The organism is Tichowtungia aerotolerans (genome assembly GCF_009905215.1).
In the GTDB taxonomy this organism is placed as follows: domain Bacteria; phylum Verrucomicrobiota; class Kiritimatiellia; order Kiritimatiellales; family Tichowtungiaceae; genus Tichowtungia; species Tichowtungia aerotolerans.
In genome coordinates this window covers 1,577,932-1,594,051 of the sequence record NZ_CP047593.1, presented here as the reverse complement: position 1 = coordinate 1,594,051, position 16,120 = coordinate 1,577,932, and the positions used below count along the sequence as shown (strand labels likewise).

General features: G+C 55.1%; 10 protein-coding genes. 5 read left to right on the top strand and 5 right to left on the bottom strand.

Features of this window, described 5'->3' with window-relative positions; translation table 11 throughout:
- Window positions 1–308 precede the first annotated feature (308 nt).
- Complete coding sequence (locus GT409_RS06615) at window positions 309–2,069, top strand: sodium:solute symporter family transporter (protein WP_160628158.1); 1,761 nt, start codon at window positions 309–311, stop codon at window positions 2,067–2,069.
- A gap of 348 nt (window positions 2,070–2,417) precedes the next feature.
- Here the strand turns inward: GT409_RS06615 and GT409_RS06610 are convergent, their stop codons facing one another.
- Genes GT409_RS06610 through GT409_RS06595 form a run of 4 tightly spaced genes read right to left on the bottom strand, consistent with a single transcriptional unit; the run spans window position 2,418 to window position 7,703 of the window.
- On the bottom strand, window positions 2,418–3,065 hold the full coding sequence (locus GT409_RS06610; RefSeq protein ID WP_160628156.1) for a DOMON domain-containing protein: 648 nt from the start codon (window positions 3,063–3,065) through the stop codon (window positions 2,418–2,420).
- A 57-nt stretch (window positions 3,066–3,122) separates the two neighbouring features.
- Entirely contained in the window at window positions 3,123–4,859 is a 1,737-nt protein-coding gene (locus GT409_RS06605; protein WP_160628155.1) for an alpha-L-fucosidase, read from the bottom strand.
- Window positions 4,856–6,322: a sulfatase family protein gene (locus tag GT409_RS06600; protein WP_160628153.1), complete on the bottom strand. Its 1,467-nt coding sequence runs from the start codon at window positions 6,320–6,322 to the stop codon at window positions 4,856–4,858. Before GT409_RS06600 ends, GT409_RS06605 begins: the two co-directional genes overlap by 4 nt.
- A 1-nt stretch (window position 6,323) precedes the next feature.
- Window positions 6,324–7,703, bottom strand: coding sequence for a sulfatase-like hydrolase/transferase (locus GT409_RS06595; protein ID WP_160628151.1), 1,380 nt, complete (start codon window positions 7,701–7,703; stop codon window positions 6,324–6,326).
- A 284-nt stretch (window positions 7,704–7,987) separates the two neighbouring features.
- Between GT409_RS06595 and GT409_RS06590 the strand changes: the two genes are divergently transcribed.
- Window positions 7,988–8,500 (top strand): hypothetical protein, encoded by a 513-nt coding sequence (locus GT409_RS06590; protein ID WP_160628149.1) that lies wholly within the window; start codon window positions 7,988–7,990, stop codon window positions 8,498–8,500.
- 40 nt (window positions 8,501–8,540) lie between these two features.
- On the opposite strand, the gene GT409_RS06585 is transcribed toward GT409_RS06590, so the two are convergent.
- On the bottom strand, window positions 8,541–11,465 hold the full coding sequence (locus tag GT409_RS06585; protein WP_160628148.1) for a chondroitinase family polysaccharide lyase: 2,925 nt from the start codon (window positions 11,463–11,465) through the stop codon (window positions 8,541–8,543).
- A gap of 190 nt (window positions 11,466–11,655) precedes the next feature.
- On the opposite strand from GT409_RS06585, the gene GT409_RS06580 reads away from it, so the two are divergent.
- The 3 genes from GT409_RS06580 to GT409_RS06570 all read left to right on the top strand — a co-directional run bounded on the left by GT409_RS06580 (window position 11,656) and on the right by GT409_RS06570 (window position 16,041).
- On the top strand, window positions 11,656–12,453 hold the full coding sequence (locus GT409_RS06580; protein WP_160628146.1) for a hypothetical protein: 798 nt from the start codon (window positions 11,656–11,658) through the stop codon (window positions 12,451–12,453).
- Window positions 12,454–12,633: 180 nt separating this feature from the next.
- Entirely contained in the window at window positions 12,634–13,818 is a 1,185-nt protein-coding gene (locus GT409_RS06575; protein ID WP_160628144.1) for an AraC family transcriptional regulator, read from the top strand.
- A gap of 102 nt (window positions 13,819–13,920) precedes the next feature.
- Window positions 13,921–16,041 (top strand): hypothetical protein, encoded by a 2,121-nt coding sequence (locus tag GT409_RS06570; protein ID WP_160628142.1) that lies wholly within the window; start codon window positions 13,921–13,923, stop codon window positions 16,039–16,041.
- The last annotated feature ends 79 nt before the right edge of the window (window positions 16,042–16,120 follow it).

Here is a 16,120-nt window from a genome sequence, read left to right as displayed (position 1 = left end):
TTTCGCTCTTTCTTGAGGAGGACGGCGCGGCCCTGATTCAAACATATGCAGTTGTTGATCCGCCTTCTATCTGTGAGGGATTCAAAACCTGTGACCTGATTGCCGCATGCTCACTCCGCGGCTTCGCGATCAGGTCGAACGGGCCGCAACCCGCGGCGCAACCCCGGGTCTCCGGAAGAAGCCCAGTCCGCACTCAGATATGTCGCAAATAATACATAAAATTGCCGCACAACACATTTTGCCCACTTTCCTAAACCTGTCATAATCCTGCTGACAAGATTTTACAGATCTATTCAGGAGAAACGAATATGTTAACAGGGTGGGACTATGCGGTAATCGGGTGTTACCTGATATTCATGATGGGGATCGGCCTTCTCTGGAGCCGGATTAACAAAAATGCATCCGACTTCTTCCGGGGCGGCGGAAACATCCTGTGGTGGATCAACGGCATGTCCTCGCTGGCGGTCGGCCTGACGGCCTACTCGTTCACCGCCGCCGGCGCGAAGGTGTTTGAAACCGGGTTTCTGCTGGTGATTGTCTATCTGGTCGGCATCATCCCTTATCTGCTGATCTACTTTTTCCTGGCCGCCCGTTATCGTCAGATGCGGGCCGTCACCGTCTGCGATGCCATTCGCCGGCGGTTCGGCAAACCCACCGAACAGTTCTGGGTCTGGACCGCGTTGCCGATCGGCCTCTTCCAGGGCGGCGTCATGCTCTACATCATTTCGCTGTTCGTCAGCGCCGCAATCGGATTGCCGATTGTGCCGACCATTATGCTGCTGGCGGTCGCCGTAACCGTGCTCGCCAGTTCCGGCGGCTCATACGCCGTCTCCGCCAGCGACTTTATCCAGATGATGATTATCATCGTCGTGTCGATCACCATTCTGGTGCGCACGCTGCTGCTCCCGGAAGTCGGCGGATTCTCCGGATTTTTCGGACAGCTTCCGGAACATTACATCAACTTCAGCCTCTTTGAACGCCCTGCCGTCTGGATCTCCCTGATGATGATGTTTACTGCGGTCAACGTGCTGCGCGCACTCGACCTCAACACGAACGGAGCAAAGTTCCTCACCGTCAAAGACGGGCACCACGCAAAAAAAGCCTGCATGATGATGATTGTCGGCACGGCACTGGTCCCGCTGATTGCCTTCACGCCGGTTATGGCGGCCGGTATGCTGGACTTCGACCTGCCCTCCATGTTCCCCAACCTGAAAAACGCCAGCGAAGGAGCCTACGTCGCCATCGCCCAGAAAGTGCTCCCGCAGGGCATGATGGGCCTCATGGTCTGTTCCATCTTTGCGGCAACGCTGTCGAGCATGGATACGGCTCTTAATAAAAACGCCGGCTTCTTCGTCAAAAATTTCTACGGCGACATCATCAACCCGAACGCCTCAGAAAAAACCCTTCTGTATCTCGGTCGTGTTTTTTCGGTCGTCTTCGGCGGCATTGTCATGGGGGCGGCCATCCTGATCTCGATGTTCCGCGATGCCGACCTCTTCTCCATGCTTCTGAAATTCAATGTCCTGCTGCAGTTCCCGCTCATCATTCCGATGGTGCTGGGCATCCTCTACAAACGCACCCCCGGATGGAGCTGCTGGAGTACGGTTCTGGTCTCCATGCTTGCCGGATGGATCACTCAGAAGCTGCTCGATATCAGCCAGCTCTGCGACCTGCTCGGCATGCAGATGCCGCTCAATGAGCTGGAAGCCAAGGACATGACCTTTATCGTCAGCGGCGTCATCACCATTCTGGTCGGTACCTCCTGGTACTTCTTTACCTCGTTTTTCTACAACCGTTTCGCCTCCGAAAAATACACCGCGAGTGTCGAAGCCTTCTACAAAGACATGAACACGCCCATCGACCATGTCGCCGAAAAAACCTCCGACTCCGACGCCGCTCAGTACCGCAATATGAGCCTCATGTGCTTCGTCTACGGCACCGCTATCTGCCTCGGCGCCCTGATTCCAAACACCGGTGCGGAACGCCTGCTCTTTATCTACGCCGGAGGAACCTTCCTGCTCGTCGGCGGACTGCTTCGGTTTATCTACAACCGTAAGAAAACCATCTGACCCGGCGCAAGAAGGGTGCAATATTATGGGCGGCAGAATGATCTAGAGCAGATCACGGTTGAGATGCCGTATCGCGTTTTCAAGATTGGCTCAGAGAGCCAACGTTACAATGTAGAGCCGGCTCTCTGAGCTGAAAAGTGGTCGGCGGGGATGCCGGCCCTCCAATTTGAGCGGCTACGGTTTTCCTGGATTTGCTCCAAAACGGCTCTGCAGACATGTATGAGTCCCATAGATCATTCTGCGAGGAATCGACAGCTGCTTAACAGGCTTGTTTCCAACCTTCGGAAATATCAGAACTCTTGTGATATGCGTCGGATAACGCTCCACGCTCGCTGCGGTAACCAATCCTCACTCCGCGCACAGCTTCAACCGGGCGTATTCATCGACCAGATGATAGTTCGTTGCAGACAGCGCGGGAGCCATTGACAGCTCGGGATCGGAAAGGTCGTCTGAATTATAATTGTAGCGACCGCAGAAAACCGTCCATTCCGTCCCGTCGCCCCATCCGGCACCAAGTGCTGTGAGCTGGGCGATCGGCACGAACATCTGTGTTTTCCAACCCCTGGAAGGAGGCTGAGCCTCCACCCGACTATTCTCCCGAGGCTTGGAAAATTCTGTGCTTGTCACTTCCAAACCTTGGAAAGGGTGATCCTTCAAAAACTGATCCAGCGTCATTCCTTCGCAATTCTGAGGGAAAAAGATCGTCGTTCTGTTGCCGAACGGCGTGGCATACATCTCCCAGCAATAGAACTCATTCAACGGCTTCACGAACAGCTCAAACACATCGCCGCTCTGATAGTGAAACTGCTCGTTCTGACGGTTTTTCTGAATCAGAACTGAGTCCTCCAGCTCCGCCTGAACAAAAAGTCCGGACTCATTCCATGCAAAACGGACAGACGCACCTTCCTGCGGACAGCCATCGCGGTCCGAGCTGAACGCAAACGGATACGCGGGGCCGAACTGAGGATATCTAGCCGCGTTAAAAACAGGTCTCATCTTCATCTGTCAGAACGTCCGCAAAACACGGCCAGACGGCAAGGAAAAATCAGCAGATTAATTTGTTTCATCAGGTGTAAGGGTCATCTTGATCAGGTTAAGCGTACGCGCGTCTTCGAGATCTTCACACAGCGGATTATGCACCTCAAACTGCGGCATCTCTGCCACAGAAACACTCAACTGGTGCATACCGGGCTCAGACAGCCCGACCGTCCCCAGGCAGCTGACCGTCTCAGGGTGATAATGAGCCTGGATATTTTCCAGTTCCACATCCTGCACCAACTCAACCGTTCGGTTGTCTTCGCTGCATTTTATTTTCAGCTGAATGCCGGAAATCCACTGCTGACTCCAGTGCCGATTGGTCAGTGCGGTGAGCCGATAGCGCCCCGGCTGTTCGATCAGAAAGTCCCACAGAAGCCGGCCGCTTTTTTCATGGAATGCCACCGGCAGTCCTTTGCGGTCCACCGCGAGCCGGCTTCCTTTGGCCGGCCTGACCTCGGCATTTCCGGAAAGAAGCGTGACGGTTCCATCCGTCGCCGGTATCAGTCGCGGATCCACCCGCAGGGGCTCATCGAATTCCACCCGAACCACCGGAAAACAGGTCTGCGATGAAACATCCGGCAGGGTACGTAAAACCAGGCTGTCACTCTGCTTCATTTTAAGCGGACGGCCGGGCTCAGAAAGCAGCACCGCACGCACCGCCCGGCTTTGTACGCCCTTCAGCTCAAAGGTACTGCCGGGCCATCTCCTGAAAATGAGATACAGATTGTTTCCCTTTACTGTCATCAGACATCCCCGCAGCGGATTGGGAAACGGCGCCGCTCCGGCTCCATAGACGGCCTCTCCATTTACCTTCAGCCAGTCACCGATCGCTCTCAGGCGCTCGACGCTTTCAGCGGGAATGCTCCCGTCGGATTTCGGCCCGATGTTCAGCAGATAATTACAGCCGTTGGCCGCGGAACGAATCAGCGAATAAAGCAGTTGTTCGACACTCTTCCAGTTGCTGTCCGTGCTCTTATATCCCCACGAGTTATTCATCGTGGCCGGCACTTCGCCATCCATATTCCGACTGCAGTACGGAAATTCATTATCACCAAGCACAGCGTAGTCTCCGAAACCGGTGCCAACGCGATCGCACACCAGACAGTCCGGCTGAAGATCATGAACCAGCTCCGTAAAAGCACGACTCTGTTCCGGTGTTGAGTCGACCGGCGTGTCGTACCACACCAGACCGATTCTTCCGTAGCGGGTCATCAGCTCCTTCATATGCGGAATGCATTTTTCAGTCATGCATCGGTTGAAGTCGACGTCGCGCTCATCAAACGGAACCGGATGCTGCTCCGGCCACTCTTTCCATGAGCCGTCCGGGTGATGCCAGTCCTGACGCTGCGAATAATAGATGCAGAACCGGATACCTGCCCGCTCACAGGCTTCAGCCAGTTCGGCGACCACATCGCGGCCGAACGGCGTGGCGTCCACCACGTTAAACGGATCGGCATCCGACTTAAACATGGCAAACCCGTCATGATGTTTGGCAGTAAAAACCAGGTATTTCATCCCGGCATCGACGGCCAGCTTCACGATGGCATCGGCATCAAAATTTACCGGATTAAAATCAGCGGCCAGCCTCTCATACTCCGCCATCGGAATTTGCCCAAAGCGCAGAATCTGCTCACCGATCCCCGGGATCTCACGTCCGTTCCAGATGCCCGCCGGGATCGAATAAAGCCCCCAATGAATGAACATTCCAAACCGGGCTTCGCGCCACCATGAAAGTTTATCTTCCGCACTCATTGCACCAACCGGTTATACTGTTCCTCGCTCCAGACAAGCGGCTTGCCCAGGTTGGCCGCCCATGCTTTGTATTCATCACGCAAAGCGGCGGCCGTTTCCGGATGTTGCGCGACAACATCGCTGCGCTCACCGGGATCGACGGACGTATCGAACAGCTCCGTCTTTCCGGTCACTTCATTACAGCGCAGAAGCCACGGCCCTTTCTGCACCGCCCACGATGCGTCGCCCGCTTTCAGCGGACTGCTCGGCGCGTCGTCGGTGCGCTCGGTAACGTACTCCCAGTAATCGCGCCAGAACGTCTTGTTGTCCTCGCTCCAGTGCATGATTTCCGGCCCGGCCCAGAAAATGGCTTCGTGCGAATCTTCGGTTGTTCCAAACATTGGAACCCCGTCCAGATTATCCGGCAGTTCAATACCCGCGGCAGCCAGTGCAGTCGGCATCACATCAATGGATGCAACGCGCGCTTCATGCTTTGAGGGCTTCAGCCTGGCGGGCCAATGGGCGATCATCGGCACATGCATTCCGCCATGATGGAAATTACCTTTGTTGCCGCGGAACGGACCATTCATCGGCTGCGGCGAATCGATCACCGCGCCGTTGTCACTGAGGTAGAAAATCAGCGTGTTGTCGAGCTCGCCTCTTTTTTCCAAGGTTTGGAAAATTTTTCCGAGGCCGTCATCGACCGCCGCCAGCGTGGCGTAATAGTTGTCGACCTCCGGGTTGCCGGTATCGAAACGCTGGTACTTCTGCGGCGCAGGATCTTCGAGCGGAATGTGCGGCGCGTTGTAGGCGAGAAAGATGAAGAACGGATCCTCGCCGGAGTCCTCAATGAACCGGACGGCATCGTCCGTGAACTCCTCGGTGGAATATCCCTGCGCCGTTACGTTTTCCAAACCTCGGAACAGGCTCGGCGAATCGTAATAGGTGGTGCCCGACGAATTAAACCCGAAATAGTGATCGAACCCGCGGTTGATCGGATTGTGCTCCGGGATGCAGCCGGCAATCGCGTTTTTGTGATAGTCATGCGTCTGCACCGGCAGCGGCGTTTTGGTGGTTTTACCCAGATGCCATTTGCCGATCATCGCCGTGCGGTAGCCGGCCTTTTGAAACAGTTCCGGAAGCATCGTTTCCGAAAGCGGAACCCCGGCCTTCGCCAGATCGCAATTGTCGTAAACGCCGAAACGCTGCTGGTAGCGGCCGGTCATCAGCGCGGCGCGCGACGGTCCGCACACCGGCGAAGTCACGTGCGCGTTCATAAACGTTACGCCGTTCTGAGCCAGTTTGTTCAGGTTGGGCATGCAGGCCCTGGCCGCCGCTTTGGCTTTCTGTTCATCACAGCGGTAGCGCTCCGTGTTCTTCGTCAGGAACAGCATTTCATCCGGATACGCTTCGGAATAGACCGGCAACTGACCGAACCCCTGATCGTCAACCAGCACGAGAATGACATTCGGCGCGGCATCCATGTTACTTCCCCTTTGCCTTTTCTTCGCAGCGGTCCAGCAGCGCAACCAGTTCATTCTGAACGGCAGCGGTCTCCGGCTGATTCCAAACATTGGAAGAATCGGCCACATCGGTATCCAGACGATACAGTTCATGCACCTGTGTGCCGTCCTCGTTGCGGAAGCGGATCAGCTTCCAGTCATCCTTCGCAACCATGGTCCACGGATAAAGTTCGCTGTAGGTAACATTCTCCCACTCTGAAGATGCCGGATTATCGAGCAACGGCACCAGCGAGCGCGATGCCGTCGGCGGAGCGTCCACCCCGGCGCATTCGAGCAGCGTGGCGTACAGGTCGAGATTATTCACCAGCTTCCCGCAAACGCCGGTCGTCCGGGATGGATCGGAAACCAGCAGCGGCACGCGCACGGCGTTTTCATACATGGTGCTTTTGAAAAAGAGGCCGAACTGTCCGGCATGGTCGCCGTGATCGGCCGTAAAGACGATAATGGTGTTGTCCGCCAGCCCCTGCGCGTCCAGCTCGTCGAGGATGCGGCCGACGCCGTGGTCGATCATCATGATCTGCCCGTAATAAGCCGCCAGCGCCTCGCGGTACTGCTGTTCGGTCAGTCCGTTTTTAAGAATCGGGCTCGACGTTTGCTTTTCTGCCGCCAGCGGCTTATCGTCGGTGGAGGTCATAAATTCCGGCGGCAGTTCAATGTCGTCCGGCGAGACCATCGAGGCCCACGGTTCCGGCGGCATCATCGGCTGATGCGGGCCGAAATAGGACGTGAACATAAAGAAAGGCCGATCATGTTCTTTGCGCAGAAAATCGAGCGTGCATTCGGTGACCCATGTATTGGAGTGCTCCTCCTCCGTGCGCCAGTTCGATCCCATAATGAACCGAAAGGTGTCGGTTTTTAAACACGCCTCGTCCTCATTGAACTGGTCAACAATTTCATCCACGCCGCATCCGCGCTTATCGGCCAGCCACTGCACATACTCGGAGTTGGCCGGTTCGTCGTCGCGATAAATATCGTAGCCCGCGTCGTGCAGATGTTTTTCTTCAAAACCATGCGCATCCTCAATCGGCGCAAGATGCAGCTTGCCCGCCAGCGCGGTTTCATACCCTGCACTGCGCAGCGCCTCCGGAAGAACCTGCAGCCCGCTGTTGTAGGGAATGTAGTTTTTAACCGTTCCGGTTTTGGCTGGATATTCGCCGCAGAAAATCGATGTGCGCGACGGACCGCAGACCGGGCTCGGGCAATACGCCTTTGTAAAATTAACACCCCGCGCCGCAATGCGGTCGAGGTTCGGAGTGTTCACCAACGAATGGTTCAGACAGCTCAGCGTCTCCGCCTGCTGCTGATCGGTCATAATAAAAAGAATATTCGGTTGTGCGTCCATGATTGAAGTCTCCCCGAAAACCATCCGCACAACAACCGAAGAACTGCGCAATGTTACGCTCTAATTTGCGACAAAATTTTAGCCGGACAACAGGATGAACAGGATCTGTTTCCAACCTTTGGAAATATCAAAATTTACGTAAACCTCATCATGACACATGATATTTTCTTTTTTCCAACCCCGGGAAAGATATTTACATCAACACAAGATGTTGATTACGCTCTAGGTCGGTCTTTCGATGAAAGATGGATCACGCATAAACAATTTTAAATTCAGGAAGAATCATGAAATACATTTGGATTTTCGCGCTTTTAGTCGCTCTTGCTGGTTGTGAAGACAAAAGTGCTAGCGATGAGGTATTGGAAAAAATTAGTGAGATACAAAAAACTGCACGAAGAAAGGATCTTACTTCTACACTAGGCAATAAAGATGCTGAGACGGTTGAAGACATTTTAGAGCTCAGAGACATCTGTGACAAGATCATGGGGTTTGTCGGAGATAACGATATAGAATCAGCATTTGAAGAGATGAAGAAGTACACTATTCTCCCCGAGTCCGAAATGGATGGAGCATGTGAAGGAACCCAAAAGCAGCTCGCTCTTCTGCAAAACCGTTATGGAAAATGCATAGGATACGAACTTGTCGATGAACAACTCGTCAGCAATTCCCTCGTCAAGTTTATATATCTGGCTAAATGTAAAAACGTTCCTTTAGTATGGCGCTTCATCTTCTATCAATCCGATGGAAACTGGTCTTTGACCAGCTTTGTCTGGGACGACCAGATTCAAAATATATGAGCAATCGTGCTCAATCCTTCACGGTCTCTTCCGGCTCAAATTAACGCCTCTTCTTCAACACAAACTCTTCGGGAATGGCGTGGTGGATGGATACGGAGATGAAGGTGTTTTCGTCGCGGTCTTTGAGGGTCACTTTTTCATTGGGCGTTGCCTGCTCCCATTTTCCAGACAGCAGGATGTCGACCCAGCCGGGACGGCTTTCTTCGTCGGTGGTGTAGGCGGAGTCGGCACCAATAATGCGCAGGTCGGCGTTGTTGACGCTCATGGTCAGCTTGCTGTCTTTTTTCTGTGTCATAATGAGGCACGGCTTGTCGGTATATAGAATCAGATCATCCACCGGCCTGGAGGCGCCTTTAAAGAAAGCATAGGCAGTGACGCCGCTCTCTTGGTCGCGAACAGCCTGCAGCTGCGGGTCGTTGCGCAGAACGGTGTACGGTGGAGCAGCGGCAAACGCGGCGGTTGTTTGCGATGTACCGTTGAGCAGGATGGCGTATTCATACGAAGCGCCGTCCGGCGCTTCGCCGTGATCGATCCAGGCGGTTACGAAGTCGCCCTGTGTCGGCTCTTTTGTTTTTTCGTGGCGCGAATTCTGCGTCGAAATGGACAGGCGCACGGGATCACCTTTGGCAATCACATAGCCGTTGCTGTGAGCATCGACCAGCCAGCGGGATGCCCCGCCTTCTTTGGCTGTATACGGAAGGTTCGTAATCGCAGTTGGACTGTTCATCCAGACCGGGGTTTGTCCGTCTTTCCATGCGTGCTGGAACAGCGTGGTTTCAGTCGCATAGTCCTCGGTCCGGTTGGTGATGCCGGCGCCGAGGCAGATGATACGATCGTCGAAGCAAAACATGGATTTGCGCGCCTCAAAGGTCGGATCAAAGTTTTTGATGTCCGGCGTTTTAATGTGGGCGGCAAAAACTCCGTAGCGTCCGCCCAGATTGGAACTGCCGCTGAAGCGGACGTCCGAGCGGGCCATGAGGGTTCCCTTTTTCGGGTTTTCGAGCAGATTGAGAGGCAGGTGAATAGTGGTGGTTCCGGGCAGGCGGTTCCAGTCCCAGCCATCCTCCACCCAGCCACTGGCGGCGCGACCGCCGCGGTTCATAATCTGCACACTGCCGTGGCTCTGGTAGCGGCCGTAGCGGTTGTCGCGCGTATAGATTTCAGACGACCAGACGTAGCGGTTGTATCCTTTGAAGGTGACCATTTTTCCGTCCCGGCGGTGAATCCCGAAACAGCCGTAGTTGAACGACCAGTGACCATCCGGCATATGATCGCGGTCCAGTTCCACAGGATGTCCGCACTCGGCCACATCCTGAAATGCATCGGTCAGGGACAGCACCGATGATTCACCGAACGGGTGCCGTCCGCTGAGTCCGATTCCGGTTTCCGGATTGCTGTAGATCGCCGCCGCAGTCAGTGCTTTGTTCAGATTTTTCAGCGCGTCTTCCCGGATGGCAAACGGTGTTCCGTTGAGAAGACGGCAGATGAAGGCCGCGGAGCGGAATGCCGGGAAGGAATAACCCGGATAGTTGCCACCGTGATGGAACGCGGTGCCATCCGCCTTGATGCCGCCGAGCGTGCCGCGTGTATCCGCGGCCAGCAGGTCGGAAAAATAACCGCTGTATTTTCTGACCAGCACGGTTTTGGGCGGGCCGTCCGGCAGGGACAGCACGGTCATCAGATGGGCTTTTGAAAGTGTATTGACATAGTCGAGGTCGGTTCCGGCGGCCGGATCGAACTCCATTTTTGCAAAGTCCACCTTTTCGCGCATGTACCAGATGAGTGAACGCACGACCGGGTCGAGCAGGTCTTCTCTGGCCAGCTCGTCGCGCATCAGGAAAACGGCGACATACCAGCCGCGCGAGGCATAACCGAAATGATGGGTGGTATAGAGCGCGCTGTTCTCCTGCCAGCCCTGATCCAGCAAATGACGGCTCATCAGTATGAAAATATTCCGCAGCTGCAACGCGCCCGGACTTTCCGGAGGCAGTGTGCGATACACTTTTGCGATATGCTGCATGAAATCGGTATAGTCACGCAGTTCGGCATACTGCGACATCAGATATTTGTCCTGTGCCGTCAGCTCGCGCGGATAAACCGAATCCTGCCGGTCGTGCAAGGAGCTCCGTGAGAAGATAACGTGACGACCGGTTACCACGCCGTCTTTCATTTTGATATCCAGCTCTTCGAACTGCGCCTGTATCTGATCCACCGCATTGGAGGAAACGGGTTCTTCCAGGAGGACTTCGGATTCAAGCTGTGCCTCAAGACGATCAACAACTGCGCGCTCGTCCGGCGTGTCAGAGACCGCGTCCGGAATCGGAGTGATTTCCATCGTCGTATGACCGGTCCCCTTCACAAACGGAACCTGAGGGTCGGGCCACTGATAACGAATGTCATCGACAGATGCGAGAATGATACGGTCGATAAAGAGTTCGCCGGCCGGCACGTTCGCGGGAGCCTTGATCCTCAGGCCGCGCATTCCGTCGCGGGGCGTGCCATCCATATCGCGGGTAAAGGCCACCGAACAGGTGCGCCAGCCGGTAAAGTTGAGACCGAAGTCAAACCCGCAGTCCTCCTTGCCGAACTCGACCCGAAGTTGTGCTCCCGGCAGTGCTTTCTCGCTGTAGACCCAGAACGAAAAAACACTCACGGCGCCGCGTTTGAGCTGCTGATAGGCTTTCTGATCGGATACGAAAGGAATCTTGCGATCAAAAAAAAGATCGGACGTTCCATTCCATTTCCACTCGAGCGACCGGGAGCCGTTCAAGTAATGCCGAGTGCTCAGCTGAACCGCTGATCCGCCGCCGGACTGGAGCGATCCGGGCAGCTCGCTGCTTTCAAATGAAATGATGGGGGATGCAGGATCTTCTGCAACCAGCGCCACCTCACCCGATGCCGCCTGCGCAACCCCGGACAAAAGAACCCCCACCGCAAAACAGACTGTCTGTAAATTTCTATTCATAACACTCCCGAGTCGTATTTGTTGGTCCATATGCTTTGCCGGGTCCGGATTTTTAACAAGAAAACAATTGCGCAAGCTAGACCCACAAATTACGACACGTCGCAAATTGTGGGGCTTTTATGCGCAGATATTTTCTTTGGATCAAAAGAACCGGCAACTAAGATTCCAAGCATTGGAAAAGGAGGAGAATATGAATTCATCCATACTGAAGACAGGCCTTATCATGACCGCTGCCACCCTGCTCAATGCATCCGCCGAACTGAAAGCGTACGACGGGTTCAGCGTTCCGGCAGATTATGAACATCGGGCGGAGCTGCTCGGAACCAACGGCGGAACCGGCTTTGAACCATGGCAGGTTGATCTCAGCAGCAACGACGGCAACAGCCGCCGCTATATTGCATCGAAAAAACCGGTCACACATACCGACGCCAAAGGCAATACGCTTGTGACCGCGCCCGGCTGCATGCTGTGTAAACCGGCCGGCTCCGGCAAAGGCGCGCTGACACGCAATCTGGATAAAGCACTGGAAGGAACCGTCTGGATTTCTTTTCTGACACAGCTGGACGAACAGGTCGGCTACGGCTGGGACATTCAGTTTCTGGATGAAAAAGGGGAAATGCAGTTCAAGGTTATGAATGGACGCAAGGAACAGAACCGCTGGCGTATTCAGTCCGCCGTGCAAGCTTCAGGAAAACCGAAAGACGGCCTGTTCCAGAGCCAACCGGGAATGACGCCGATGGAACTCACCCTGATTGTCCTGAAAGTTGAAAACGTCGGGTCAAAATCTGATGACGGTTCGGTCACTGCGTTCCTGAACCCGAAAGACCTGCGCGATGCAGAGCTCACGGCGATGGCCTCGGTGAAAATCAAAGGCCTCGAACTCAACCCAATCAAAACGTTCAGCTTTGATAAAAAGAGCACAGCCGAAGGAATCATCGACGAACTGCGCTTTGGAGAACGCGTAGAAGACGTGCTGCCCTATCAGTAATACCGCAGCCCGGATCTCCCTCACTCTTTCCGCTTCGGCGAGACAACGCCTCGCCCTGCCGGTTCATTCGACAATTGACAGGCAGGGCGGACTCTCCGAGTGGATCGCAGTAGCCTTCCGAATTGACTTCGGCGCAAAAGATATGATTATTTTGCGCCAGACGTTCAAAGGAGCCGTACGATGGTTGAACATAAAAAGGTTGCGCTGCGCTTTTCTCTGAACTCCGACTTCACCCGCCAGATCGTGCAGGGAATTATCGCCTACACCCGCAAGCACGGTCCATGGGATATTCAGACCCGGAGCGAAGAACCGATTTCTTTTTCCACATGGGCGGACCTCAAACACTGGAAAGGAGACGGAATTATTGCCCCGGCATACCGCAAGGAACACCTCCGTGTTCTGGCCTCCAAAGGCATACCGGTTGTAACGACGTCGCGGCCGTCCCTCGAGTACTCGTTTCCATCCGTCACCTTTGATGACCGAGCCATTGGCAAAATGGCAGCCGAACATCTGCTGGAACACGACCTGGACCGTTTTGCGTTTATCGGCCCCAAAGAATGGGACTATTCTCAGCGCCGCTGCGAAGCCTTTGTCGAAGAACTCGCCGGGCATGACGCACTCTGCACCAAATGCTGGATCCGCCCGGCCGCAAATACCCGACAGCTGGATGAAGAATGGATTGAAAGCAACCACTACATCGAAGCCGTCAAACAGCTGGTGCCGCCGGTCGGGGTGTTTGCCTCCAGCGACCGGGTCGGCTACGGAATCCTCCGGGCCTGCCGCCGGCTGAAACTGCGGGTCCCTGAAGACATCTGCCTGATCAGCGTCGACAACGACGAGATTCTCTGCAACCTGGCCACCCCGAACCTGTCCAGCATCGCGCTCTCCGGTGAACAGCTCGGCTATCAGGCCGCGAAAATACTGGCCGCACTGATGGCCGGCAGAACTCCGAAAGAAACCCACGTGGTGATTCCGCCCGTCGGCGTCGTTCTGCGCAATTCATCCGATTTCCTGACCGTGGATGACCCGTATGTCGCCGATGCCCTGCGCTACATCCGCAACCACTCCGGCCGTTTCATCGACGTTTCGGATGTCATGAGCATCATGCCGATTTCACGGCGCTCCCTCGAACGCAGGTTCCAGGAGGTCGTCGGCCACGGAGTCTACAAGGAAATCAGCCGCTGCCATGTCGAACGGGCCAAAGAACTGCTCGAAAACACCGACTGGCCGGTCTCCAGAATCGCGCGCGAATCGGGCTTCAACAGCACCAACCGTTTCGAAGACACCTTTCGCAAAGAAACCGACCTCTCCGCCACCGGCTATCGAAAAAAGGCAACCGCCAGAGCCCGGCGCAAAAAAAAATAGCTGCAGAATCTGTCGCATATCATCCCCCTCGATTGCGCACATTCTCCATTGAGAGTAAAGAAACGTCCGGCTTATCCTTTCTGCAAATGAGAAAGGATTTCCATGAACAAAACCACCCCTTTTAAAATCATCCTCCGCTACGGCCTCGACCCCTACAACGGACTGGAGGAAAACCTCAAACAGCTCGAAACCTTCATACAGGAATCGACGATCAACGAAGTCATGTTCCTGCTGATGCCGGAAGAGCGCAGCTCCGGACATCCCACCGAGGAGCTTTCCAAACCCTGGATCGATGCCATCCGGCAGGCGCAGGTGATGTTTGCCAGATACGGCGTCGAAACCAGCATCAACCCGTGGACCACCACCTATCACTGCTCGCGCGGACGCCACCTTCACGACGGTCAGAATTTCCGGCTGATGGTCGGCGAAACCGGCGCCGACAACGGCATGACCGCCTGCCCGCTCTGTGAAAACTGGCAGCAATACCTGTGCGACTACTTCACCTACCTTGCCAGGGAAATCGATCCCGTCGCCCTGTGGGTGGAAGACGACTGGCGCCTGCACAATCACGGCGGCGAAATGGGCTACGGCGGATGCTTCTGCGACCACTGCCTCGACCGCTTTGCCAAAATGGTCGGTGAAGAAAGCGTCACCCGCGAACAGGTCGTCGCCGCAGTGACCGCACCCGGCGAACCGCATCCATGGCGCGAAAAATGGCTGGAGCTCGCATGGGCCGCGCTCAGCGAACCGGCACAGAAACTGACCGATGCACTCAAAGCCGCCCGGCCCGATATGCGCATTGGACTGATGTCCTCTATTCCCGACGTACAGAGCATCGAAAAACGCGACTGGAACGGGCTGATGGATATCTTCACCGAAGACGATGAAAATGTCCTGATTCGCCCGCACATGCCTCCCTACACCGAAGAACCGCCGATCACCACCGTTCCGAGCTACTCGCGCCAGACCATCGCCGAACTCGATCGCGACGCCGACATTTATCCCGAGCTCGAAAACTCTCCACGCTGCGGCCCCTACAGCGGTTCGCATAACTATTCAATCTGGGAAATGACCAACGCCATTCTCTACGGATCGCGCGGCATCACGATCAACCATTTTGACAACATGGGCATGAACACCTATTACGACCGGGGCTTCGGCAAAGCCCTCGGCGAACAGCGCAACATGTTCGATGCGCTGCTGGGACTCAAACTCGACGACCGCAAAGCGCGCGGCGTAAAGGTTCTGTTCAGCCCCGACATTGCTGAACACAAATGGACCGGAGCCGGCGCCTCCGGCGGCGGCGCCAAAATGTACACCGGCGAAGACCTTTCCAAATTCCAGACCGGCGGCGGATCGCTCAACGACCTGCAGGCCAACTCGACCGAGTGGAGCAAAGTGTTCTACATCCTCGGCATCAGCCACAGCTTCACCCGCGACATCAAGGGAAAGGACGGCGACATCTTTGCGGTCTCCGATCAGACCCTGCGCAGCTACAGCGATGAAGAAATCAAAACGCTGCTCAGCCAGAATATCATTCTCGACCTGCCCAGCGTCGAAGTCCTCGTGCAGCGCGGCTTCGGCGATCTGATCGGCGTCACAAACGTTTCACGCATCAAGCTCGATGACTCGGCCTATTCGCTGGAGGAAGTTGAAGAATCATTCTTTGGGAAACTCGCCGGCGGCGTTGCACCGCGCATGTGCGCTCAGCGCTGTGCGGACCCCATCGGCGTATTTGAACCGGCCGGTAACGCCGAAGTACTCTCGACCATCAAAGGCGCAGAGTTCGAAATTAAATTCCCGGGGGCACAGCTCTTCACCAACGAGCTCGGCGGCACGGTCTTCTCCACCTGCTACCCGCTCGGAACAGCCCAGTTCTACATGGCCTACTTCAACCGCGTGCGGCAGGAATTCTGGACCCAACTGCTGTTCAAAATGAGCGGACAAGGTCAGACGATTGCCTGCGGACATCCGTTCCATGTGCATGCGCACGACATCAAAGACGGTATCTCCGTTGCCTGCACCAACGTCATCTACGACACCTCGAAAAACGTCGTCATCAAACTGCCTGCCGCAGAGATTGACGGGAAAAGTTTCCAAACATTGGAAAAAGCAACGTGGGTCGACGTTCAGCCGCAAGTCGAAATCGAGGACGACATAGCAACTCTCACCTTCGACATTCAGGTGCCGACATTGAAGAGTGCGTTTATTGTCATTCGCTGATCGTGTGCAAAGCGTGAAGCGGAAAACACACAACCTTTTCATGTGCTAATACTGAATAATCACCGTACGCTTAAATCTA

Coding starts and splice junctions, on each gene's coding strand:
- GT409_RS06615 (WP_160628158.1), top strand. CDS start 309: ATGTTAACAGGGTGGGACTATGCGGTAATCGGGTGTTACCTGATATTC.
- GT409_RS06610 (WP_160628156.1), bottom strand. CDS start 3,065: ATGAGACCTGTTTTTAACGCGGCTAGATATCCTCAGTTCGGCCCCGCG.
- GT409_RS06605 (WP_160628155.1), bottom strand. CDS start 4,859: ATGAGTGCGGAAGATAAACTTTCATGGTGGCGCGAAGCCCGGTTTGGA.
- GT409_RS06600 (WP_160628153.1), bottom strand. CDS start 6,322: ATGGATGCCGCGCCGAATGTCATTCTCGTGCTGGTTGACGATCAGGGG.
- GT409_RS06595 (WP_160628151.1), bottom strand. CDS start 7,703: ATGGACGCACAACCGAATATTCTTTTTATTATGACCGATCAGCAGCAG.
- GT409_RS06590 (WP_160628149.1), top strand. CDS start 7,988: ATGAAATACATTTGGATTTTCGCGCTTTTAGTCGCTCTTGCTGGTTGT.
- GT409_RS06585 (WP_160628148.1), bottom strand. CDS start 11,465: ATGAATAGAAATTTACAGACAGTCTGTTTTGCGGTGGGGGTTCTTTTG.
- GT409_RS06580 (WP_160628146.1), top strand. CDS start 11,656: ATGAATTCATCCATACTGAAGACAGGCCTTATCATGACCGCTGCCACC.
- GT409_RS06575 (WP_160628144.1), top strand. CDS start 12,634: ATGGTTGAACATAAAAAGGTTGCGCTGCGCTTTTCTCTGAACTCCGAC.
- GT409_RS06570 (WP_160628142.1), top strand. CDS start 13,921: ATGAACAAAACCACCCCTTTTAAAATCATCCTCCGCTACGGCCTCGAC.